This is a genomic window from Dactylosporangium sp. NPDC049525 (assembly GCF_040676755.1).
In the GTDB taxonomy this organism is placed as follows: Bacteria; Actinomycetota; Actinomycetes; order Mycobacteriales; family Micromonosporaceae; genus Dactylosporangium.
This window is the reverse complement of sequence record NZ_JBFAPO010000003.1, coordinates 72,083-92,315: the sequence shown is the minus strand read 5'-3', so window position 1 is coordinate 92,315 and position 20,233 is coordinate 72,083. Positions and strand designations below refer to the sequence as shown.

Sequence of the window (20,233 nt, the reverse complement as noted above, 5' to 3'; positions counted from 1 at the left end):
GTTGTCGTGTGACCGCGACAGGATGGACGCTCGACGAGCTGACGGCACGGGTTGCCGCCGCGCTTGAAGGCACCGCCTATGCGGGCGCACCCAACGGTCGGGTGCGCGACGTTCCCGACGCCCGTGCCATCAGGTGGTATGCGACGATCGGGCTCGTCGACCGCCCGACCATGCGGGGCCGCACCGCGCTCTACGGTCCGCGACACCTTGCGCAGCTGGTGGCGATCAAACGCCGGCAGTCGGAGGGCAGGCGGATCGCCGACATCCAGATCGAGCTTGCCGAGGCACCCGACGCGCTCCTGTGGGAGATCGCCGACCTGCCGAAGCATGAGCAACCCAGGACACGGTTCTGGACCGAACCGCCCGCACCGCACACACCGCCACCGGCGCCACCCCCCGCACTGCTCAGCGGGGTGCCGCTGAGCGGCGACGTGACACTGCTGCTGCCCGGCACGCCGGGACCCGACGACGTGGCCGCGATCCAGGCGGCCGCCCAGCCGCTGCTGGACCTGCTGGCCGCCCGTGGGCTGACGCGCGAGCCCGCCCGTGATCCGAGCCCTGAGCGAGGGAGTGTGCAATGAGAGTCGCCACCATGAGCGAGGCGGAGGCCCTGCGGGTCGCCGCGCCGAAGGACGACGCCGGTCTCGGCGCGCTGCGCACCGAGCGCGGCAACCTGCCGCTCGACCGGATCGACGTCCACACGGCCATCACCGGCCTGGTCGCACGGATCGACCTCACCCAGGAGTTCGTCAACGTCCACGACGAGGCCCTTGAGGCCACTTATGTCTTCCCCCTGCCCGACCGGGCCGCGGTGACCCGCATGGCGATGACCGCCGACGGGCGGGTCGTCGAGGCGGAGCTGCAGGAGCGCGGCGCCGCTCGCGAGACGTATGACCGGGCGGTCGCCGCCGGCCAGCGCGCCTCGATCGCCGAGGAGGAGCGGCCCGACGTGTTCACCATGCGGGTCGGCAACATCCTGCCCGGTGAGCGGGTCAGCGTGGCACTGTCGCTGGCCGGGCCGCTGTCGTTTGAGGACGGCGAGGCCACGTTCCGGTTCCCCCTGGTCGTCGCCCCCCGATACATCCCGGGTGGCGCGCTCGACGGTGACAGTGTCGGCGTCGGTCACGCCCTCGACACCGACGCCGTGCCCGACGCGTCCCGGATCACGCCCCCGGTGCTGCTGCCCGGGTTCCCCAACCCGCTGCGGCTGAGCATTGACGTCGACATCGACCCCGCGGGGCTGCCGCTCGGCGAGGTCCGCTCCAGCCTGCACACGGTGCAGCAGACGGAGCGCACCGTGTCGGTGCTGCCGGGGGAGCGGGCCAACCGGGACTTCGTCCTGCGGCTCGCCTACGGGCCCGGCGAGGCCGGGCTGGCCCTCGTCCCCGACACGACCGGCGAGGAGGGCACCTACCGGTTGACCGTGCTGCCGCCGGCGTCGCAGGCGCCGCCGAAGCCCAAGGACGTGGTGCTGCTGCTGGACCGCTCCGGCAGCATGGGCGGCTGGAAGATGGTCGCCGCCCGCCGGGCCGCCGCCCGCATCGTCGACACGCTCACCGTCGCCGACCGGTTCGCCGTCCTCGCGTTCGACGACCGGGTGGAGATGCCGGCCTCGCTGCCGTCCGGCCTGGTCGACGGCACCGACCGGCACCGCTTCCGGGCCGTGGAGCACCTGTCGCGGGTCGACGCCCGCGGCGGCACCGAGCTGCTCCAGCCGCTGCTCGACGGGCTGAAGCTGCTCGACGCCGCCACCACGACCGGCGAGCCCGCGACCGCCGGTGGCGCCGCGGGCGGCCGGGACCGCGTCCTCGTCCTGGTCACCGACGGGCAGGTCGGCAACGAGGACCAGATCCTGCGGACCGTCGCCGGGGCGCTGCGCGGGGTGCGGGTGCACACCGTCGGCATCGACCAGGCCGTCAACGCCGGGTTCCTCGGCCGGCTCGCGATCGCCGGCGGGGGCCGCTGCGAGCTGGTCGAGAGCGAGGACCGCCTCGACGAGGCGATGGACCGCATCCACCGGCGCATCGGCGCGCCAGTCGTCGGCGGCGTCACCGTCACCCCCGAGGGGCTCGACCTGATCGACGGCACGCAGGCACCGGCCCGGCTGCCCGACGTGTTCCCCGGCGTGCCGTTCGTGGTCACCGGGCGGTATCGCGGCGCGGCCGAGGGCGCGCTGACCGTCGCCGGCACCATGCGCGACGGCACGCCCTGGTCGACCGCGGTCACCGCGACCCGGCACGACAACCCGGCGCTGACCGCGATCTGGGCCCGGGCGTTGCTGCGCGACCTTGAGGACGCCTACGTCTCGGGACTGGCCGGCGGCGAGGAGCTCGAGCGGCGGATCACCGAGGTGTCGCTGCGCTTCCAGGTGCTGTGCCGCTTCACCGCGTATGTCGCGGTCGACAAGCGCGTCGTCACGGAGGGCGGCCAGCCGCGCCAGGTGGTCCAGCCCGTCGAGACACCGGCCGGCTGGGAGCTGCCGACCGCGGTGCCACCGCCGCCGCTGCACCCGACGGCGATGCCGATGGCCATGCCTGCGAGCGCGCCCTATCGGAGCCGGAGCGCGGCGATGCCCGCCCCGGGCGGGCCGCCGCCGATGATGCCGCCGATGCCGGCGATGACGCCGCCCCCGCCGCCGATGTCCGGCGCGCCGGCGCAGGACACCACGGAGACGCAGCGCAAGGCCGGCGGCTTCCGCGGCGGTTCCGGCGGCGGTGGCTTCCGTCCCGGGAGCGGCGCGGTCGGGCGGGCGCTGCGCGGCCGGGGATCCGTCCGGCCACAGGTGCCCCCGACGGCGCAGCCGTCGGTCGAGGCGGAGCGGCAGCGGTCCGACGCCGCGGAGCTGCGGGAGCTCGCGGCGGGCGAGGCCCAGCGGCTGCGGGACGCCGCGGGCCGGCCCGAGTTCGAGCGGCGCGAGCTGCTCGAGGACCTCGGGTCGCGGCTGGCGGTGCTGGGCATCGGCGTCCTGCGGGTCCTCGCGGAGCGGCTCACCCCGGCGGCGATCGCGGCCCGGCCCCTGGAGGAGCTGTGGCGGGAGGTCCTGGCGGAGCTGGACAAGGTGGCCGGCGCCGGACCCGAGCCGGCCGCGACCCGGGGCGCGTTCTGGAAGCGCTGAGCGGCACAGGCTGAGATCGTCCGGCCGATGGACTTCAAACGGGGGAGTGCATCGGCCGGCGTCTCTTTCTGTACGGTACTGCGGTGATCTTCCAGCGCATCGCCCGTGCCGTCACCGAGCTTCTCGCCCCAGCGGTGCTGGTGTCGGTGCTCCTCGTGCTGCTTGCCGTGCACGGCGCGCCGAGCGTGGGGCGGGGGCTGCTGCTCGGGGTCGTCGCCGCGCTGTTCGAGAGCGTGCTGCCGTTCTTGTACATCCTGCGCGGGGTCCGCCGCGGCGACCTGACCGACCACCACGTCGGCGACCACCGGCAGCGGCGCGGCCCGCTGCTCGTCGGGCTCGCCTCCGTCACCGTCGGGTTCGCGGTGCTGCTCGGCCTGGACGCGCAGCGGGAGCTGCTGGCGGCCGTCGTCGCCGGCGGGGTCGGGCTCGTCGTCGCCGCCGTCGTCAACCACTGGTGGAAGATGTCGATCCACACCGCGGTCGCGGCCGGCGCGCTGGTCATCCTGGTGCTGGTCTACGGCTGGCCCCTGGCGGCCACCGCACCGCTCGTCGCCGCCGTCGGATGGTCCAGGGTGGCGTTGAAGGACCATACCGTGGCGCAGGTCGTCGTCGGCGCGCTCGTCGGCGCGGCCGTGGCGGGCGGGGTGTTCTCGGCCCTGCGGTAGCGCGACGGATAGAGTTCGCAGGGAATCAGACCTCTTCACGCTTGGGAGCAGACCGTGTCCACAGTGCGCTCGAATACCCTCGTGGTCACGGCCGGCACGACCGCCGCCGCCGCGGTCGCCGAGGCCGGGCTGCCGACCAGCGGACCCAAGGCCATCGTCGTGGTCCGCGAGGCAGACGGCAGCGGGACCGGCCGGCTGCGTGACCTCGACTGGACGCCGGCGCAGGACACCGAGGTCGAGGCCGTCGACCTGTCCTCACCCGACGGGCTCAACGTGCTGCGGCACTCGACCGCGCACGTGCTCGCCCAGGCCGTGCAGGACCTGTTCCCGGAGGCGAAGCTCGGCATCGGCCCGCCGATCGACAACGGCTTCTACTACGACTTCCAGGTCGACAAGCCGTTCCACCCGGACGACCTGGCCAAGCTCGAGAAGCGCATGCAGGAGATCATCAAGTCGGGCCAGCGGTTCCGCCGCCGGCGGTTTGACTCGATCGAGCAGGCCAAGGAAGAGCTGAAGGACGAGCCGTTCAAGCTGGAGCTCGTCGACGTGAAGTCCGACAGCGGCCAGTCGTTGGACACGAGCGAGGTCATGGAGGTCGGCGGCGGCGAGCTGACGATCTACGACAACCTCGACGCCCAGTCCGACAAGGTCTGCTGGTCCGACCTGTGCCGCGGCCCACACCTGCCGACGACCCGCATGATCCAGGCGTTCAAGCTCACCCGCATCGCCGCCGCCTACTGGCGCGGCTCGGAGAAGAACCCGCAGCTCCAGCGGGTCTACGGCACCGCCTGGCCGACCCGCGACGCCCTCAAGGAATACCAGAAGCTCCTGGAAGAGGCGGCCCGGCGCGACCACCGCAAGCTCGGCGCCGACCTGGACCTGTTCAGCTTCCCCGACGAGATCGGCTCCGGCCTCGCCGTCTTCCACCCCAAGGGCGGCATCATCCGCCGGGAGATGGAGGCGTACTCGCGCCAGCGGCACGAGGAGTCCGGCTACGAGTTCGTCAACACGCCCCACATCAGCAAGGCCAACCTGTTCCAGACGTCGGGTCACCTGCCGTACTACGCCGACACCATGTTCCCGCCGATGGAGATGGAGGGCGCGGAGTACTACCTGAAGGCGATGAACTGCCCGATGCACAACCTGATCTTCCGGGCCCGCGGCCGCTCCTACCGGGAGCTGCCGCTGCGCATGTTCGAGTTCGGCACCGTGTACCGCTACGAGAAGTCCGGCGTCGTGCACGGCCTCACCCGGGTGCGGGGGCTCACGCAGGACGACTCGCACATCTACTGCACCAAGGAGCAGATGCCGGGCGAGCTGCGGGACCTGCTGCAGTTCGTGCTCAACCTGCTGCGTGACTACGGCCTCGACGACTTCTACCTGGAGCTGTCCACCCGCGACGATTCGCCGAAGTTCATCGGCGACGTGGCGGACTGGGAGGAGGCGACCGAGGCGCTGCGCAACGCGGCCCTCGACTCCGGCCTGGAGCTGGTGCCGGACCCGGGTGGCGCGGCGTTCTACGGCCCGAAGATCTCCGTGCAGGCCCGCGACGCGATCGGCCGGACCTGGCAGATGTCCACCATCCAGGTCGACTTCAACCAGCCGAAGCGCTTCGCCCTGGAGTACCAGGCGTCCGACGGCACCCGGCAGCAGCCGGTGATGATCCACCGGGCGCTGTTCGGCTCGATCGAACGGTTCTTCGGCGTCCTCACCGAGCACTACGCGGGCGCGTTCCCGGCGTGGCTGGCCCCGGTGCAGGTCGTCGGCATCCCGGTCCGCGGCGACCACGCCGACTACCTCGCCGACTTCGCCGCCCGGCTGCGCAAGGAAGGCATCCGCGTCGAGGTCGATTACTCCGACGAGCGGATGCAGAAGAAGATCCGCACCGCGCAGCAGCAGAAGATCCCGTTCATGGCGATCGCCGGCGACGACGACGTCAGCGGGGGCACGGTCTCCTTCCGGTACCGCGACGGCTCGCAGCGCAACGGCGTCGCGCTCGACGAGGCCGTGGCGCACGTGGTGGAGGTCGTCCGGTCCCGCACGAACGTGGGACCGTCGGCAGCGGAGTCGGCGGAGTCAGCGGAGTCAGCGGAGTCAGCGGAGTCGGCAGCGGAGGCGACCGCATGATCGGTTCGCTGCGACGCGGGGAGGTGACGTGACCGGGACCCCGGATGATCTCGAACGGTTGTGGACGCCGCACCGGATGGCCTACATCAAGGAGGACCGGGCCGGCGACCACGACGAGCCGACCGGGTGCCCGTTCTGCCGGGCGCCCGGCCTGCCCGACGACGAGAGCCTTGTCGTCGCCCGCGGTGACCTCGTGTTCGCGGTGCTCAACCTGTACCCGTACAACCCGGGGCACCTGATGGTCTGCCCGTATCGGCACGTCGCCGACTACACGGACCTCACCGGCGCGGAGACGGTGGAGCTGGCGACGTTCACGCAGACCGCGATGCGCGTGATCCGCCGGGCCAGCGGCGCGCACGGCTTCAACCTGGGCATGAACCAGGGCTCGGTCGCCGGCGCCGGCATCGCCGCCCACCTGCACCAGCACATCGTGCCGAGGTGGGGCGGCGACACCAACTTCATGCCCGTCGTCGGCCGGACCAAGGTCCTGCCGCAGCTGCTCGGCGACACGCGGAAGCTGCTCGCCTCCGTCTGGGAGTGAGCTGATCAGGCAGTGAGCTGATCAGGACGTGCGCTGATCAGGACAGGTGCGCCACGGCCTCGAGCCCGGGGTCGTAGGCGCGCTTGACCTTCGCCTTGCCGGCTGCGGCCGGGCCGGCGCCTTGGCCGGCTGCCCCGCCGCCCGCCCAGCCAGCGGCGGCCGCGGTGAGCTCGTCGCCGGCGGACGACGCGCCGTCGACGTAGTAGTGCAGCGTTCGCTGGCCGCCGGTGGTCTCGTGCGCGACCAGCTCGCCGTTGCCGTGCAGCGCCGTCTCCAGCGGGCCGTCCTCGAACGCGCTCAGCGCGTCGGCGACCTCGTCGGAGGGCAGCCCCTCGGCGCCGTCGCGGTACGGCAGCACCACCGCCACGTGCGTGTCGAACCGCGGCCAGCGGGCCGACCGCAACGGCCGCTGCGCGATCCCGGTCACCGGGCGGCCGCGCAGCTCGGCGGAGAAGACCACCCACTGCGGCTCGCGGTGCTCCTCGCGCAGCGCGTCGACGGCGGCGGCCAGGTCGAGGGGGTCGCGGGCGCCGTCGGGCTCCTCGGCGCTGAAGTCGACCGCGCCGACCCACAGCTCGACGCCCTCCTCACCGAGCAGCCAGTCGAGGGCGAGGAACGTGATCTGGCCGCGGACCGGCTCCGGCAGCTTGCGGAACAGCGGGTGGTGACCGATGACGTCGATCGCGGCGGAGTCCTCGTCGCGGCTGAACGCGAACCGCAGCAGCGCCAGGTCCAGCTTCGCGCCGGCGATCTCGATGGTGGCGCTGAGCGTCTCGTGGTCGGGCTGGCGGGCGGTGTGGAACTCCCACTCCGGGTCGGCGGCCGGCGCGAGCGCACCCCAGCGGGCCACGGTCGCGCGCAGCGCGGGGTTGCCGCCGGGTGAGACGACCAGCGCGTGCCGCGCGCCGGCGCCCTTGCTGAACTCCCAGGTCAGGTCCTTGTGGATGGCCGCGACCCGCTTGCTGATCTGCGGGGTGAGCGGCTCGAACGCACCGGTGGCGATGGCCTCGGTGACGGCGGGGCGGATCGTCGGCCACCAGGCCCAGAACTCGACGACCGGATCCTGCTTCCTGCCCCGCGAGAAAATCATGCCGCGCAGTGTAGGCCGACCTGGGTCTGGCTGGACCGGGAGATCCAGCCAGACCCGTGAGGCGTCACCGCGACGCGGCGTGCTCCTTCTTCACCGCGTCGGCCAGGTGCGACGGCATCGGGTCGTGCCGGGCGAAGACGCGGCTGAACGTGCCCGAGCCCGACGTCATCGCCCGCAGCTCGACCGCGTAGCGGACCAGCTCGGTCGCGGGGACCTCGGCGCGCACCAGGGTCCGCTCGTGCCCGGCGGGGTCCGGCTCGTTGCCCAGGACCCGGCCGCGGCGGCCGGACAGGTCGCTCATGACCGCGCCGACGAACTCGTCGGGGACGCGGATGGTGACCTCGTCGATCGGCTCCAGGAGCGTCGTCTGGCCCTGCTCGGCGGCCTCGCGCAGGGCGAGGGCGCCCGCGGTCTGGAACGCCGCGTCGGAGGAGTCGACCGAGTGGGCCTTGCCGTCGACCAGGGTGACCCGCACGTCGACGACGGGGTAGCCGGCGACCATGCCACGCTCCATCTGGTGCCGCACCCCCTTCTCCACCGACGGGATGTAGTTGTGCGGGACGACCCCGCCGACGATCTTGTCGACGAACTCGAAGCCGGTGCCGCGCGGCAGCGGCTCGACCTTGATGTCGCAGACCGCGTACTGGCCGTGGCCGCCGGACTGTTTGACGTGCCGGCCGTGGCCCTGGCTGGGTGCGGCGAACGTCTCGCGCAGCGCGACCCGGACCGGCTCGGTGTCCAGGTCCACGCCGCCGGAGCGCAGCCGGTCCAGCACGACGTCGGCGTGCGCCTCGCCCATGCACCACAGCACCAGCTGGTGGGTCTCGGCGTTGCGCTCCAGGCGCAGCGTCGGGTCGCCGGCGACGAGGCGGCCGAGGTTCTTGGCCAGGGCGTCCTCGTCGGAGCGGGTCTTGGCGACGATCGCGACCGGCAGCAGCGGCTCCGGCATCACCCAGGGCGCCATGAGCATCGGGTCGTCCTTGCCGGAGATCGTGTCGCCGGTCTCGGCCGTCGTCGACTTGGTGATCGCGACGAGGTCGCCGGCCACCGCGTACGGCACCTCCCGCAGGGTCGCGCCGAGCGGCGAGAACAGGTGCGCGAACCGCTCGTCGGCGTCGTGGTCGGGGTGGCCGCGCTCGGCCATGCCGTGCCCGGAGATGTGCACCGGGTGGTCGGGGCGCAGCGTGCCGGAGAAGACCCGCACGAGGGAGACCCGGCCGACGTACGGGTCGATCGTGGTCTTGACCACCTCGGCGATGAGCGGACCGGCCGGGTCGCACCGCAGCGGGGCGTGCGGGTTGCCGGCGACGTCGGTGACGGGCGGCACGACGTGCTCCAGCGGCGAGGGGAACGCGTCGGTCAGGACTTCCAGCAGGGAGTCGATGCCGAGGCCCGTCTGTGCGCAGACGGGCACGACCGGGTAGAACGTGCCGCGGGCGACGGCCTTCTCCAGGTCCTCGATGATCACCGCGGTCTCGATGACCTCACCGCTGACGTAGCGCTCCATGAGCGTCTCGTCCTCGCTCTCGGCGATGATGCCCTCAAGGAGGCTGTTGTGCGACTCCTCGATCGCCGGCAGGTGCTGCGGCTCGGGGTCGCGCACCACCGGCGGGTAGCCCGCGGAGTAGTCGAAGACCCGGTGCGTGATCAGCCCGATCAGCCCTTCGACCGCCGCGCCGTCGTCGCCGAGCATCGGCAGGTACAGCGGCAGCACGTTGTCGCCGAAGACGTCCTGGCAGTGATCGAGGGTGTCCTGGAAGTCGGCGCGCGGGTGATCCAGGCGGGTGACGGCGACCGCGCGGGGCATCCCGACGGCGGCGCACTCCTCCCACAGCGCCGCGGTGGCGGCGTCGACGCCGTCCACCGACGACACGACGAACAGTGCCGCGTCCGCGGCCCGCAGGCCGGCGCGCAGCTCCCCGACGAAGTCGGCGTAGCCGGGGGTGTCGAGCAGATTCACCTTCGTGCCGTCATGCATCAGCGGGGCGCAGGACAGCGTCACCGACCGCTGCTGCCGCTGTGCCGCCGGGTCGTGGTCGGTCACCGTGGTGCCCTCGGCCACCGCGCCTGCCCGCCCGATCGTGCCGGTCGCCGCGAGCAGCGCCTCCACGAGGGTCGTCTTCCCGGCGCCGGAGTGTCCGACGACGACCACGTTGCGTACCCTGCCGGGGTCATCAACCGCCGGCACCGGGCCGGCGACACCCTTCTCCTGGACCTTCTGCGCCATCACGCGCCTCCCGTCCTGCCCTCTGTGAGCAGTCTCACAGTCACGACCTGTTCACCGATCCCACACCCGAACCATCACCGACACAAGCCCGCCGACTCCCACAGGCGTCATACGGTTTACTCAAGCACCGTGAGCAGGCCCACGCGCAGGTATCCGGCAAGCTCTGCCGCCGTTATCGTGGGAGCGCCATGGCGAAGATCCTCAGCGTAGTCAGCAAGGCCGGACTGGCCCGCATCGTCAACCCCGTCGCAGCCGCGTTGCTGCGCGCCCGGGTGACGCCCAACGCGGTGACCGTCGCCGGCACGGTCGGCGTGCTCATCGGCAGCGTCGGCTTCGCCACGCGCGGCCACATGGTCATCGCGCTCGTTATCGTCACCGTGAGCTGCCTCACCGACATGCTCGACGGGGCCATGGCCCGACAGCTCGGCGTCAGCAACAAGTTCGGCGCCCTGCTCGACTCCGCCATGGACCGCGTCTCCGACGGCGCCATCTTCGGCTCCGTCGCGTTCTGGTTCGCCTCGCAGGGCCAGCTACGCGAGTGCGCGGCCGCGCTGCTGTGCCTGCTGACCGGGCAGGTCGTGTCCTACGTGAAGGCCCGCGCGGAGGGCCTCGGGATGACCGCCAACGTCGGCCTGGCCGAGCGGACCGAGCGGCTCATCCTCGTCGGCATCGGCGGCCTGCTGTTCGGCTTCGGCGTCCCGCACGGCATGGAGGCGGCCCTGTGGCTGCTGGTGCTGTTGTCGGTGATCACCATCTGGCAGCGGATGTCGCACGTGTACCGGCAAGCCCGCGACATCGCGGCTGCGGCCACTCCGGGTGACGCGGCGTCCGCCGGCGATCGGGTCGCTCCGTGAACCTTGCGGAACTCGGCTACGCTGCCGCCTTCTCGCTCATCCCGAAGCTTCCCCGTTCCGCCGTCTGGCCGTTCTTCGCGGCTGCCGCGGCGCGTGGCGCCCGCCGGTACCGTGGCGGCAACGGGGGCAAGGGCACCGTGACGCTCGCGTCCAACCTGCGACGGGTCGTCGGCGAGGGGCCGTCGGAGGCCGAGCTCGCCGACCTCGTCGGCCGCGGGCTGCGCTCCTACGCGCGCTACTACCTGGAGGCGTTCCGGCTGCCGGGCCGCCCCAAGGCCGAGCACCTGACCGGGTTCCGGCTGGAGCGCGGCGAGCTGCTCGGCCAGCACGTCGCCGACAAGGTCGGCGCGGTCATCGCGCTGCCGCACGCGGGTAACTGGGACGCGGCCGGCGCCTGGGTCGCGGCCAACGGCTGGCCGATCGTGACGGTCGCCGAGCGGCTGAAGCCGGAGAGTGTATATCGCCGGTTCCTGCATTTCCGTCGCTCGCTGGGTATGGAGATCCTTCCGACGACCGGCGGCGACCGGCCCGCGTTCGACGTCCTGGAGGAGCGGCTGCGGGCCGGATACGTGGTGCCGCTGCTCGCCGACCGGGATCTGACCGTCCGGGGCGTGGAGGTCGACTTCTTCGGCGGCCGGACCAAGATGCCGGCCGGTCCGGCGCTGCTCGCCCTGCGCACCGGCGCCCCGCTGTATGCGGTGTCGATGTGGTTCGACCCGGATGCGGCCGCCGGGCGCCTCGAGGGGCCGATCCCGCTGCCGGCGCCGGAGGAGGGGGCGCTCGACGTGCGGGTCCGGCTGCTCACCCAGCGCATCGCGGACGTCCTTGCCGAGGGGATCGCCCGCAACCCGCAGGACTGGCACATGCTGCAGAGACTCTGGATCGACACCCCCGTCACCAGCAGCACCTCGGTTTGAGGAGGGCCCTGTTGCGCATCGGGATCGTCTGCCCGTACTCGTTCGACGTGCCCGGCGGCGTGCAGAACCACGTCCGCGACCTGGCCGAGACACTCATCGCGCTCGGCCACCATGTCAGTGTCCTGGCGCCCGGCGACGAGGAGAGCGGCGAACAGCCCTATGTCGTGCCGGCCGGGCGGGCCGTGCCGGTGCCGTACAACGGTTCCGTCGCCCGGGTGTCGTTCGGCCTCATCTCCGCGACCCGGGTCCGGCGGTGGATGGCGGCCGGCCGGTTCGACGTGCTGCACGTCCACGAGCCGCTCATCCCCAGCCTGTCGATGCTGGCGGTGCTGTCCGCGCGCGGGCCGGTGGTCGCGACGTTCCACACCGCGATGACCCGGTCCCGTGCCCTGGCCGCCGCGCAGGGGCTGCTGCAGCTGGTCCTGGAGAAGATCACCGGGCGGATCGCGGTGAGCGAGCTGGCCCGCAAGGTCCAGGTGGAGCACCTGGGCGGCAGCGCCTGGGAGATCCCGAACGGGGTGCAGGTGTCGCGGTACCGCTCGGCCGTGCCGCTGCCCGGGTGGCCGGGAACCGGCGGGACGCTCGGGTTCCTGGGACGGTTCACGGAGCCGCGGAAGGGGTTCCCGTTCCTGCTGCGGGCGTTCGCCTCGCTCGCCGCCACGCGGCCGGGGCTGCGGCTGCTGGTCGCCGGGCCGGGTGACGTCGACGAGGTGATGTCCGATTTTCCGGACATTTTGCCCTTCCGGGATCGGATCGTGTTCCTCGGGAAGGTGTCGGAGGAGGACAAGGCGCGGATGCTGCGCAGCGTCGACCTGTACGTCGCGCCCAACACCGGCGGCGAGTCCTTCGGCATGATCCTCACCGAGGCGATGTCGGCCGGCACGACCGTCGTGGCCAGCGACCTCGACGCGTTCCGGCGGGTCCTGGACGGCGGGCGGGCCGGCGCGCTCTTCCCCGTCGGCGACAGCGCCGCCCTGGCCAGGACGGTCGCCGGCCTGCTCGACGACCCCGCCCGCCGGGCCGCCCTCGCGGCCCGGGCGACCGCGGTGGTCTCCGCGTACGACTGGCCCGTCGTCGCCGAGCGTGTCCTGGAGGTCTACGCCACGGTGATCGAGGTCGCGGGCGCCGTCGTGGAGCAGCCCGTCCCGTAAGCTGCGTGCCGTGTGGTGGGTGATCACGGTGGTGGCGGTGGTGGTGCTCGTGGCCACGTACCTCACCTGGCTCGCGGCCCGCGTCGACCGGCTGCACGCGCGGGCGGTCGCGGCCTACGCCACGCTCGACGCCCACCTGCTGCGCCGCGCGGTCGCCGCGGTGGCCCTCGCCGAGGCGGCGCAGCTGCCCACCCTCATGTACGCGGCCCGCATCGCCGTGGACGCCCGGCCCGAGGACCGCGAGGTCGCCGAGAACGACCTGACCCGGCACCTGCGCGAGGCCGTGGCCGGCCCGAACGAGGCCCTGGACGGGTTGGTGCAGGTGAGCCGGCGGGTCGCGCTGGCCCGGCAGGTGCACAACGACGTGGTCCGCGACGCCCTCGCGGTCCGGCGGCGGCTGCTGGTCCGGCTGTTCCGGCTGTCCCGCAAGCACCCCCGTCCGGCGTACTTCGACGTCGACGACCCGTCGCTGCCGTAGCTCGAGCGGTCGTAGCTTGGCGGTCGTAGCTTGGCGGTACCGGAGCTGCTTGTGCTTTTTGGGCTTTCCTGGCTTTTTGGGTTTGTGGGCCGCGAGGTTCCCATTGGACGTCGGAAGTGGTCACCCCCTCGGCGTAAACTCAAGGTGAATCCCGCTCATCCCTGTTAGGAGTGCTTCGTCGTGTCCGAGTCGCCCACCACCAGCACGTCAGTCACCGGCACCGCGCGCGTCAAGCGGGGCATGGCAGAGATGCTCAAGGGCGGCGTCATCATGGACGTCGTCACTGCCGAGCAGGCGAAGATCGCCGAGGACGCCGGCGCCGTCGCCGTCATGGCCCTGGAGCGCGTGCCCGCCGACATCCGCGCGCAGGGCGGTGTCTCCCGGATGAGCGACCCCGACATGATCGACGGCATCATCGCCGCCGTCTCCATCCCCGTCATGGCGAAGGCCCGCATCGGCCACTTCGTCGAGGCCCAGGTCCTGCAGGCGCTCGGCGTCGACTACGTCGACGAGTCCGAGGTCCTCACCCCGGCCGACTACAGCAACCACATCGACAAGTGGGCGTTCACCGTGCCGTTCGTCTGCGGCGCCACCAACCTCGGCGAGGCCCTGCGCCGCATCACCGAGGGCGCCGCCATGATCCGCTCCAAGGGTGAGGCCGGCACCGGCGACGTCTCCAACGCCACCACCCACATGCGCAAGATCCGCGGCGAGATCCGCCGGCTGACCTCCCTGCCGGAGGACGAGCTGTTCGTCGCCGCCAAGGAGCTCCAGGCGCCGTTCGACCTGGTCAAAGAGGTTGCCGAGACGGGCAAGCTGCCGGTCGTGCTCTTCACGGCGGGTGGCATCGCCACGCCCGCCGACGCCGCGATGATGATGCAGCTCGGCGCCGAGGGCGTCTTCGTCGGCTCCGGCATCTTCAAGTCCGGCAACCCCGAGCAGCGCGCCGCCGCCATCGTCAAGGCCGTCACCTTCCACGACGACCCCGACGTCATCGCCAAGGTCTCCCGCGGCCTGGGCGAGGCCATGGTCGGCATCAACGTCGAGGACATCCCGCAGCCGCACCGTCTCGCCGAGCGCGGCTGGTGACCGGCAACATGATCATCGGTGTGCTCGCCCTGCAGGGTGATACCCGCGAACACCTGCACGCCCTCGCCGAGCTGGACGTCATCGCGCGTCCGGTGCGCCGCCCCGACGAGCTCGACTCCGTCGACGCCCTCGTCATCCCCGGCGGCGAGTCGACGGCGATGAGCAAGCTGGCGATCGAGTTCGGCATGACCGAGCCAGTACGCAAGCGGATCGCCGGCGGCATGCCCACCTACGGCTCCTGCGCCGGCATGATCATGCTGGCGACCACGATCCTGGACGGCCGTGCCGACCAGGTGCCCTTCGGCGGGATCGACATGACCGTCCGGCGCAACGCGTTCGGCCGGCAGGTCGACTCGTTCGAAGGCACCGTGGACATTTCCGACATTGACGGCGGCCCGTTCTCCGCGGTCTTCATCCGCGCGCCATGGGTCGAAGCGGTCGGACCCGACGTGCGGGTGCTGGGGCGTGTGAACGCCGGACCGGCCGCCGGTAGGATTGTCGCGGTTCGGCAGCAGCACCTGCTTGCGACCGCTTTCCATCCCGAGCTCACCGGCGACCTCCGAGTCCATCGGTATTTCGTGGAGATGGCGCGTGAGGCGGGTCAGACGACGGAGGGTTAGGCCATGTCGGGGCACTCAAAATGGGCGACGACCAAGCACAAGAAGGCGGTCATCGACGCCAAGCGCGGCAAGCTCTTCGCCCGCCTGATCAAGAACGTCGAGGTCGCCGCCCGCACGGGTGGCGGCGACGTGGCCGGCAACCCGACGCTCTTCGACGCCATCCAGAAGGCGAAGAAGAACTCGGTGCCCAACGACAACATCAACAACGCGGTGAAGCGCGGCTCCGGCCTCATCGGCGGCGGCGCCGACTGGCAGACCGCCATGTATGAGGGCTACGGCCCCAGCGGCGTCGCGATCCTCATCGAGTGCCTCACCGACAACCGCAACCGCGCGGCGACCGAGGTCCGGGTCGCGCTCACCCGCAACGGCGGCAACCTCGCCGACGCCGGCAGCGTCTCCTACATGTTCACCCGCAAGGGTGTCATCATCGTGCCCAAGGCCGGTGCGCTGACCGAGGACGACCTGCTGCTCGCCGTCCTGGACGCCGGCGCCGAAGAGGTCAACGACCTCGGCGAGGCCTTCGAGATCATCAGTGAGGCCACCGACCTCGTCGCCGTCCGCACCGCCCTGCAGGACGCCGGCATCGACTACGAGTCGGCCGACTCCTCGTTCGTCCCCAGCGTGACGGTCCCCTTGGACGAAGAGGGCGCCCGCAAGGTCTTCAAGCTGATCGACGCCCTGGACGACTGCGACGACGTGCAGAACGTCTTCGCCAACTTCGACGTCTCCGACGAGGTCATGGCCCTGGTCGAGGCCTGACCAGCGCTCCGGCCGGTCGCGGCGCCCCACCCGCTCGCGGGCCGGGGCGCCGCAATCGTTCGATGCCGAACAAGATTTTCGCTTATGAGCATATGCTGTCATGATGAGGAGGTGACAATGACAATGGCTGAGAACGCAGTGGACGGTGGTTCCCTCGCGGGACTCGATCGCGGCCTCCTCGCCGAGGCGCAGCGCCACCTGGAGGGCGCCTCCGAGGTTGAGACGCTCAACGCCGCGCTGGAGCAGTTCGTCGAGGAATGGCGCGAACGGCGCGGACGGGCGTTCGATCGCCTGCAGGCGCTGGCCGACGAGGGCGGGTTCGACTTCGCCGCCATCGATGAGGCTGATCGATGAAGTATCTCGTCGACACCAGCGCGCTCGTCCGGCTCTGGCGCAGGCAGGCAGACCCCGCATGGCGGGAGTTCGCGAGGCGAGGGCTCATCACGGTCTGTGAACCAGTGCTCGCTGAGACGCTTGTCTCGGCCGGCGCCAAGCAATACGAAGCTACCGAGGAGGAGTTCCGCGACACCTACCTCGTGGCGACGATCCCGGCCGGCATCTGGGACCTGACCGCTGTCATTCGCCGTGAGCTGGCACCACGAAGCGTCCATCACGGGCTGTCCGTCACTGATCTGATCGTGGCCGCGACGGCGATCAAGCTGAAGTTGGAAGTGCTGCACGAGGACGCCGACTTCGAGACGATGGCGCGGTTCGTGCCCGAGCTGCGGCAGCGCCGGGTCAGCGCCGGGCCGTAACGATCGCTCGCATCGTGTGCCTCCCATTCGGCCGTGAGGAGTTCCCGGATGTCCGAGTCGCTCGCCGCGCTGGTGCGGTCCTTCCTCGACGAGCCGCTGCGGCTCGACGCCGGCGACCCTGTGACCGAGCGGCACACCAACACCGTGGGGTTCGGCATCCGGGACGAGCCGGTGGACCCGCTCGCGGTCGCCGCGGCGCTGGAGGAGGTCGGCCGGCAGTTGCGGGTCAGGTTCGGCGACGCACCTGGTCCGGTCACCTTCTACGCCTGGTATGACGAGCAGGCCGGCCAGCTCCGCTGCACGATGCGGTCCGTTGCCCCCGCCGCGTTGTCGTTCGGCGCCCCGCACCTGGTCGTCGAGCGGGCGGAGCCGGTGGTCGCCCTGGTCGCCGCCGACGAGCACCCCGGCGTCGTACCGTGGGAGGACCTCACTGAGACTTCCCCACGCGTCGCGGCCGATCCCGACCCGCAGCCGGCGCCGTTCCCGGTCTTCGCGGTCACGATCGCCCTCTGAAATCCGCTCATCGCTGCGGCGCTCGGCTGGTTCAGGTGCTCCCCGGGCGGATCAGGCCTGACTCGTAGGCGTAGACGACGGCCTGGACGCGGTCGCGGAGGGCGAGTTTCATCAGCACGCGGGCGACGTGGGTCTTGACCGTGGCCTCGCCGACGGTGAGGGTGGCCGCGATCTCGCCGTTGGACAGGCCGCGGGCCATGAGGCGCAGGACGTCGGTTTCGCGCGGGGTGAGGTCGGCGAGTTCCGGGGGTGGCTGTGGGCCGGGGGTGCCGGCGTAGGAGGCGATGACCCGGGTCGTGACCGCGGGGTCGAGCAGGGCCTCGCCGCCAGCAACCACGCGGATCGCGGTGATCAGGTGTTCGGGGGAGGAGACCTTCAGCAGGAAGCCGCTGGCGCCGGCGCGGAGCGCCTCGTACAGGTTGTCGTCGGTGTCGAACGTGGTGAGCACGATGACGCGGGGCGGGTGCGGTGCGGCGAGGAGGGCGCGGGTCGCGGCCAGGCCGTCCTGGCGGGGCATCGCGATGTCCATGAGCACCACGTCGGGGCGTAGCCGGCGGGTGAGGGCGACCGCGTCGACGCCGTCGCCGGCCTCGCCGACGACCTGCATGTCGGGCTCGGTCTCGATCACCATGCGCAGGCCGGCGCGGACCATGCGCTGGTCGTCCGCGATCACCACACTGATCCTCGAGGCGCCAGGGACGCCAGAGGCGCCATGGACGCCAGAAGCGCCAGAAGCGCCAGAGACGGTCATGACGCCACCAGGAGTGGGAGGCGGGCGTGGACGGCGAAGCCGCCGCCGGGGCGTGGGCCGGCGGACAGGTCGCCGCCGAACAGGGTGGCGCGCTCGCGCATGCCGATCAGGCCCTGGCCGCCGCCGTTCGACGCCACGGTGGCCCGGCCGCCGGAGTCGACGACCGACAGGTGGACGCCGTCGCCGGCGTAGCGCAGTTCGACGGTGACGTGGGCGGGGCCGGCGTGTTTGAGGACGTTGGTCAGGGCTTCCTGGACGATGCGGTACGCCGACAGGTCCGCGGCCGGCAGCAGCGTGACCGGGGTGCCCTCGCGCCGGAGGGTGACCGTGAGTCCTGCCTCGCCGACCTGGGTGAGCAGCTCGTCGAGGCGGTCCAGGCCGACCGGGGCGGCGGTGGTGCCGGTGCCGGCGGTGTCGCCGCGCAGCAAGCCCAGGGTCCGGCGCAGCTCGCCGACGGCGTCGCGGCCGGAGGACTCGATGCTGCGCAGCAGGTCCCCGTCGACGGTCAGGCCGGCGTCGAGGCGGCGGCGGACCACGCCCGCCTGGATCACCATGACGGTGACGCTGTGCGCGACCATGTCGTGCAGCTCGCGGGCGATGCGGACCCGTTCCTCCATGACCGCCTCGCGGACCCGCTGCTCGCGGATCGCGGCGCGGGCCGCGGCGGCGTCGCTGCTCTGGCGGTGCTGGACGGCGAAGGCCGCGCCGAGCAGCCACGGGGCGACGGGGAAGAAGAACGCGGCCATCGGGTCGACCGGGTCGACCTGCCAGAAGACGGCGCCGGTCGCGAAGGTGAGGAGCAGGCCGGTGATTCCGCGGGTCCGGGCCTTCCAGCCGGCGGCGCCGAGGACCGGCACGTGCCGGCCGACCGTATACGTGGCGACGATCATCGCGGCGAGCTGCCAGAGGCGGTAGTCGACGACCTGGTCCGGATACCAGTACTTGAGGCCGGCGACGCAGTTGGCCAGCAGCACGGTCAGCGGGGCGAGCCGGCGCAGGGCCACGAGCGGGGCGAACGCGGCGAGCACGAACGGCCACCAGCTGCCCGGCTGGGGCGCCACGACTTCCTCGGTCAGGGCGAACGCCACCAGCGCGCCCGCCAACGCGAGATCTGTCCGGCTCATCTGCACCTGATGACGGTACGGGCCGGGCGGCGGCGGGTTCGCCAGTCCTGCGGATGACGCGGCGTCCCCCGCGCGGCGGAGACGGGTTCCGTCGCGGTGCGGGCGACCCGCGGGCCGGCGCGTCCTTACGGTGCTGGTCCAACTTCGGTTCGACTCGCTCAGGGGTACCATATGCGGCTTTTCATGCTTCGGTTCTTGCTCTTCCTGGCGCCGGCGGTGCTTGCCGTCGCCACGGCGGTCGACCCCGCCCTCGGCGAAGACCAGGGCGTCGGCGTCTACCGGGCGCACCCGGACGCGATCCAGTGGCACTCGGTGCTGCTGCACTGGTCGTGGGTGCTGTTCGCGCCGGCGTTCCTGGGGCTGCTGGCGCCGATCCGGCGGCGGGGCGCGGTCCTGGCCCGGATCACGTGGTGCGCGATCGTGTTCGGGCTGGTCACGTTCTCCGCGTTGATGGCGTACGACCTGGCGCTGCTCGCGATGGAGCAGACGCTGCCCGACGCTGATGTGACCCGCGTCGACGAGGCGTTCCAGTCGATGCAGTGGGCGGTGTGGGGCTGGCAGACGCCGGGTCTCGCCGGCTGGGCGCTCGCCTTGATCCTGACCCCGGTCACGGCCGCGTACGCGAAGGTCATCTCGTGGTGGACGGCGGGCGCGGCGCTGCTCGGCACCGTGCTGTACCTGCTGTTCGCGATCTCGCCGCTGCCGGTGAACCTCGCCGGGCCGGTCGTGATGCTGGTCGCGTACGCGTTCGCGGGCCGGGAGGTCGGCAGGCACCAGGCACCGACGGCATCGACGGCACCGGCCGAGCCGGACCGGTTCGGTGCGTTCAAGGACGCGGCCGGGCGGGCCGGCCTGGTCGCGGCGCCGGTCGTGTTCGGCGCGGGCCTGCTCACCGTGCCGGGCCTGTCCCCGGACATCGCGGTCGCGGTGCAGCACCCGGGCCTGGCGCAGGCGAGCGCGTTCCTGCTGCACCTGGCGTGGCTGCTGTTCGTGCCGGGGATGCTGCTGCTGATGCGCCGCGGCGGCCGGTTCACGGCCGTGGCGGCCGCGGTCACCGCGTTCGCGCTGATGCATTTCAGCGGGCTGATGGTCGGCGACTACAGCGACCTGGCGGTGCACCGGACGGTGCCGGCGGAGCTCGCGACGAAGGTCAACGACGCGTTCGGCGGGTACGCGCTGTTCACGTTCGGCTGGGCGGTCCCGGCGATGGCACTGAGCCTGCTCGGGCTGATCGCGGTGCCGATCGGCGCGGCGGTCGATGGCCTCGTGCGCTGGTGGGTGCCGGTGCTGACCGGGCTCGGGATGGTGGCGTTCCTCGCCGTCGGCGTCGGCCCGCTGTCGGTGCTCAGCCCGCTGCTCCTCCTGGCCGGCTTCGGCCTCCTGGCCAAGGCCCTGCCGGCGCGCCGGCAGGACCCGGCCGGGGTCGCGGTCGAGGAGCCGGTGGCGGCCTGAGGCGG

Annotated in this window: 20 protein-coding genes; 16 read left to right on the top strand and 4 right to left on the bottom strand. The window is 72.1% G+C overall.

What is annotated here, in order from left to right; translation table 11 throughout:
* Nucleotides 1-8: 8 nt before the first annotated feature.
* From AB0K00_RS07090 to AB0K00_RS07070, 5 genes are all read left to right on the top strand, one after another.
* Nucleotides 9-581 carry a MerR family transcriptional regulator gene (locus AB0K00_RS07090; protein WP_363516674.1) on the top strand — a complete coding sequence of 191 codons (573 nt, stop codon included), beginning with the start codon at nt 9-11 and terminating at the stop codon, nt 579-581.
* Nucleotides 578-3,115, top strand: a complete 2,538-nt coding sequence (locus tag AB0K00_RS07085) for a VIT domain-containing protein (protein WP_363516672.1) — start codon at nt 578-580, stop codon at nt 3,113-3,115. Before AB0K00_RS07090 ends, AB0K00_RS07085 begins: the two co-directional genes overlap by 4 nt.
* A gap of 83 nt (nt 3,116-3,198) precedes the next feature.
* Nucleotides 3,199-3,780: a phosphoesterase PA-phosphatase gene (locus AB0K00_RS07080; RefSeq protein WP_363516669.1), complete on the top strand. Its 582-nt coding sequence runs from the start codon at nt 3,199-3,201 to the stop codon at nt 3,778-3,780.
* 54 nt (nt 3,781-3,834) lie between these two features.
* On the top strand, nt 3,835-5,907 hold the full coding sequence (gene thrS / locus AB0K00_RS07075; protein WP_363516666.1) for a threonine--tRNA ligase: 2,073 nt from the start codon (nt 3,835-3,837) through the stop codon (nt 5,905-5,907).
* A gap of 76 nt (nt 5,908-5,983) precedes the next feature.
* A complete protein-coding gene (locus AB0K00_RS07070) occupies nt 5,984-6,448 on the top strand; it encodes an HIT domain-containing protein (RefSeq protein ID WP_363517625.1) in 465 nt (154 codons plus the stop codon).
* 37 nt (nt 6,449-6,485) lie between these two features.
* On the opposite strand, the gene AB0K00_RS07065 is transcribed toward AB0K00_RS07070, so the two are convergent.
* Nucleotides 6,486-7,538 carry a hypothetical protein gene (locus tag AB0K00_RS07065; RefSeq protein ID WP_363516663.1) on the bottom strand — a complete coding sequence of 351 codons (1,053 nt, stop codon included), beginning with the start codon at nt 7,536-7,538 and terminating at the stop codon, nt 6,486-6,488.
* 64 nt (nt 7,539-7,602) lie between these two features.
* Nucleotides 7,603-9,765, bottom strand: a complete 2,163-nt coding sequence (locus AB0K00_RS07060) for an elongation factor G-like protein EF-G2 (RefSeq protein ID WP_363516659.1) — start codon at nt 9,763-9,765, stop codon at nt 7,603-7,605.
* A gap of 188 nt (nt 9,766-9,953) precedes the next feature.
* Here AB0K00_RS07060 and pgsA point away from each other — a divergent pair, with 188 nt between their 5' ends.
* From pgsA to AB0K00_RS07010, 10 genes are all read left to right on the top strand, one after another.
* Nucleotides 9,954-10,619 (top strand): phosphatidylinositol phosphate synthase, encoded by a 666-nt coding sequence (gene pgsA / locus AB0K00_RS07055; RefSeq protein ID WP_363516657.1) that lies wholly within the window; start codon nt 9,954-9,956, stop codon nt 10,617-10,619.
* Nucleotides 10,616-11,536: a phosphatidylinositol mannoside acyltransferase gene (locus tag AB0K00_RS07050; protein WP_363516654.1), complete on the top strand. Its 921-nt coding sequence runs from the start codon at nt 10,616-10,618 to the stop codon at nt 11,534-11,536. Before pgsA ends, AB0K00_RS07050 begins: the two co-directional genes overlap by 4 nt.
* Before the next feature lie 11 nt (nt 11,537-11,547).
* Nucleotides 11,548-12,687 carry a glycosyltransferase family 4 protein gene (locus AB0K00_RS07045; protein WP_363516651.1) on the top strand — a complete coding sequence of 380 codons (1,140 nt, stop codon included), beginning with the start codon at nt 11,548-11,550 and terminating at the stop codon, nt 12,685-12,687.
* Between the two features lie 10 nt (nt 12,688-12,697).
* A complete protein-coding gene (locus AB0K00_RS07040; protein WP_363516648.1) occupies nt 12,698-13,165 on the top strand; it encodes a hypothetical protein in 468 nt (155 codons plus the stop codon).
* Nucleotides 13,166-13,345: 180 nt separating this feature from the next.
* A complete protein-coding gene (pdxS, locus tag AB0K00_RS07035; RefSeq protein WP_363516645.1) occupies nt 13,346-14,254 on the top strand; it encodes a pyridoxal 5'-phosphate synthase lyase subunit PdxS in 909 nt (302 codons plus the stop codon).
* Nucleotides 14,255-14,262: 8 nt separating this feature from the next.
* Complete coding sequence (gene pdxT, locus AB0K00_RS07030) at nt 14,263-14,874, top strand: pyridoxal 5'-phosphate synthase glutaminase subunit PdxT (RefSeq protein WP_363516642.1); 612 nt, start codon at nt 14,263-14,265, stop codon at nt 14,872-14,874.
* A 3-nt stretch (nt 14,875-14,877) separates the two neighbouring features.
* Entirely contained in the window at nt 14,878-15,633 is a 756-nt protein-coding gene (locus tag AB0K00_RS07025) for a YebC/PmpR family DNA-binding transcriptional regulator (protein WP_363516639.1), read from the top strand.
* A gap of 123 nt (nt 15,634-15,756) precedes the next feature.
* Nucleotides 15,757-15,987 (top strand): DUF2191 domain-containing protein, encoded by a 231-nt coding sequence (locus AB0K00_RS07020; RefSeq protein WP_363516636.1) that lies wholly within the window; start codon nt 15,757-15,759, stop codon nt 15,985-15,987.
* Nucleotides 15,984-16,388 carry a PIN domain-containing protein gene (locus AB0K00_RS07015; protein WP_363516633.1) on the top strand — a complete coding sequence of 135 codons (405 nt, stop codon included), beginning with the start codon at nt 15,984-15,986 and terminating at the stop codon, nt 16,386-16,388. Before AB0K00_RS07020 ends, AB0K00_RS07015 begins: the two co-directional genes overlap by 4 nt.
* A 48-nt stretch (nt 16,389-16,436) precedes the next feature.
* Nucleotides 16,437-16,901, top strand: coding sequence for a hypothetical protein (locus AB0K00_RS07010; protein WP_363516630.1), 465 nt, complete (start codon nt 16,437-16,439; stop codon nt 16,899-16,901).
* Nucleotides 16,902-16,932: 31 nt separating this feature from the next.
* Here the strand turns inward: AB0K00_RS07010 and AB0K00_RS07005 are convergent, their stop codons facing one another.
* Both AB0K00_RS07005 and AB0K00_RS07000 read right to left on the bottom strand, forming a co-directional pair.
* Nucleotides 16,933-17,652, bottom strand: a complete 720-nt coding sequence (locus tag AB0K00_RS07005) for a response regulator transcription factor (RefSeq protein ID WP_363516627.1) — start codon at nt 17,650-17,652, stop codon at nt 16,933-16,935.
* A complete protein-coding gene (locus AB0K00_RS07000; RefSeq protein WP_363516623.1) occupies nt 17,649-18,776 on the bottom strand; it encodes a sensor histidine kinase in 1,128 nt (375 codons plus the stop codon). Before AB0K00_RS07000 ends, AB0K00_RS07005 begins: the two co-directional genes overlap by 4 nt.
* A gap of 183 nt (nt 18,777-18,959) precedes the next feature.
* Between AB0K00_RS07000 and AB0K00_RS06995 the strand changes: the two genes are divergently transcribed.
* Nucleotides 18,960-20,228 carry a hypothetical protein gene (locus AB0K00_RS06995; protein WP_363516620.1) on the top strand — a complete coding sequence of 423 codons (1,269 nt, stop codon included), beginning with the start codon at nt 18,960-18,962 and terminating at the stop codon, nt 20,226-20,228.
* Nucleotides 20,229-20,233: the final 5 nt, after the last annotated feature.

What these genes read in the sequence shown, in the direction of transcription:
- AB0K00_RS07025 (WP_363516639.1), top strand. Translation starts at nt 14,878, where the DNA reads ATGTCGGGGCACTCAAAATGGGCGACGACCAAGCACAAGAAGGCGGTC.
- AB0K00_RS07060 (WP_363516659.1), bottom strand. Translation starts at nt 9,765, where the DNA reads ATGGCGCAGAAGGTCCAGGAGAAGGGTGTCGCCGGCCCGGTGCCGGCG.
- AB0K00_RS07000 (WP_363516623.1), bottom strand. Translation starts at nt 18,776, where the DNA reads ATGAGCCGGACAGATCTCGCGTTGGCGGGCGCGCTGGTGGCGTTCGCC.
- AB0K00_RS07085 (WP_363516672.1), top strand. Translation starts at nt 578, where the DNA reads ATGAGAGTCGCCACCATGAGCGAGGCGGAGGCCCTGCGGGTCGCCGCG.
- AB0K00_RS07005 (WP_363516627.1), bottom strand. Translation starts at nt 17,652, where the DNA reads ATGACCGTCTCTGGCGCTTCTGGCGCTTCTGGCGTCCATGGCGCCTCT.
- AB0K00_RS07010 (WP_363516630.1), top strand. Translation starts at nt 16,437, where the DNA reads ATGTCCGAGTCGCTCGCCGCGCTGGTGCGGTCCTTCCTCGACGAGCCG.
- AB0K00_RS07015 (WP_363516633.1), top strand. Translation starts at nt 15,984, where the DNA reads ATGAAGTATCTCGTCGACACCAGCGCGCTCGTCCGGCTCTGGCGCAGG.
- pdxT (WP_363516642.1), top strand. Translation starts at nt 14,263, where the DNA reads ATGATCATCGGTGTGCTCGCCCTGCAGGGTGATACCCGCGAACACCTG.
- AB0K00_RS07065 (WP_363516663.1), bottom strand. Translation starts at nt 7,538, where the DNA reads ATGATTTTCTCGCGGGGCAGGAAGCAGGATCCGGTCGTCGAGTTCTGG.
- pgsA (WP_363516657.1), top strand. Translation starts at nt 9,954, where the DNA reads ATGGCGAAGATCCTCAGCGTAGTCAGCAAGGCCGGACTGGCCCGCATC.
- AB0K00_RS06995 (WP_363516620.1), top strand. Translation starts at nt 18,960, where the DNA reads ATGCTTCGGTTCTTGCTCTTCCTGGCGCCGGCGGTGCTTGCCGTCGCC.
- AB0K00_RS07070 (WP_363517625.1), top strand. Translation starts at nt 5,984, where the DNA reads ATGGCCTACATCAAGGAGGACCGGGCCGGCGACCACGACGAGCCGACC.
- AB0K00_RS07020 (WP_363516636.1), top strand. Translation starts at nt 15,757, where the DNA reads ATGGCTGAGAACGCAGTGGACGGTGGTTCCCTCGCGGGACTCGATCGC.